The 1,433-nt window shown below is 43.8% G+C and carries 1 protein-coding gene; it reads left to right on the forward strand.

All coding sequences use genetic code 11. The annotated features are described in order from the left end of the window. Positions 1-94: 94 nt before the first annotated feature. Entirely contained in the window at positions 95-1,420 is a 1,326-nt protein-coding gene (locus GQR46_RS19645) for an IS4 family transposase (RefSeq protein WP_165742217.1), read from the forward strand. Positions 1,421-1,433: the final 13 nt, after the last annotated feature.

Raw genomic sequence — 1,433 nt, forward strand, 5'->3', positions numbered from 1 at the left:
TAACACCGATCAGTTAAGGTATTTTTGATCGGTTGACCGATCTTTTGGTTGCTTCACAATACCCTTATCATCTTTTGATTATGAGGGTATTTTTATGCTTAGTCATTGGTTACTTGATACGGATATATTCGCCACTCCTGACTCTTTATCTACATTTCAGAAACATATCCCTCTTGAGTGGATTTCTAATGTGCTCGAGCAGACCGATAAAGCAAGTATTCGCAAACGTAAGTTACCTGCTGAGCTTGTCGTCTGGCTTATCATTGCAATGGGTCTTTTTCGCGACCGCTCTATTAGTGACGTTGTTGAGAAGTTAGATTTAACACTCACTGATACCCTGGGCGATACGGTTGCTCCAAGTGCTATTCCTCAAGCGAGACAGCGCCTCAGTAGCGACCCCCTCCAAGCCTTATTTCACCTATGTGCAGCCCATTGGACACAAGAGGAAGATGCTGATGATACGTGGTATGGACTCCGGTTATTTTCTGTCGATGGAACGCAATTTCGTGCACCTGATACACCGGCTCTAGCTGAGCACTTTCACTATATTAAGCACAGTAAAAACCGTCATACAGAATATCCTATTGTACGCCTATGCGCCTTAAGCTCCTTGCGTAGCCGGTTGATACACCACGTTGCCTTCGGGCCCAGTTATCAAGGTGAGGTGAACTACGCAAAGCAGTTATTTAGTCATGTAAGTGATAACAGTCTAACTATTTTTGACCGATGTTATCTCAGCGCTGAGCTACTGATTAATTGGCGTAAGCAACACCCACAGTCGCACTGGATGGTCCCGATTAAAAGCAACACGCAATACACCGTCATTGAATCTTACTCTGAGCATGACTTCAAAGTAGAGATGAGTGTATCTGCGCATGCCAGAAAACAAGACCCTTCGCTTCCTGAGTGCTGGCAGGCCAGACTGGTTCTTTATCCTGAGCCAATGGGGCCTGGAAAAATAAAAGGTCTGCTGTGCTCTTTGGATGATGAACAGGCTTTTGGTGCGCAGGCCATTCTTGATGTCTATTTCGAACGCTGGGAAATTGAAAATAGCTATGGAGAAATAAAACACAGGATGCTTGAGGATAGTATTCTTTTGCGTAGTCAGACTGTGGATGGAGTCAATCAAGAGCTATGGGGTATATTGCTAGCCTACAATTTAATTCGAGTAGAGATAAGTCGAATAGCCAAAGAGGCTAAAGTCTCCCCGCTGAGAATTAGTTTCGTCATGGCTTTGCGGGATATACAGGATGAAATACTCTGGTGTGCTATCGCTTCGCCAGGTTCAATTCCAAAGAAATTAAGGGCAATGCGAGAACGAGTGAAACGTTATATTCTTCCAGAAAAAAGAAAACGGCCCAAAAGTAGGACCGTTCGAATTTCAAAAACTCGGTACACCATTAAGTCAAAACATGCTTAACTGAATGGTGTTA

This window comes from Pseudoalteromonas sp. Z1A6 (assembly GCF_011378745.1).
Taxonomy (GTDB): domain Bacteria; phylum Pseudomonadota; class Gammaproteobacteria; order Enterobacterales; family Alteromonadaceae; genus Pseudoalteromonas; species Pseudoalteromonas arctica.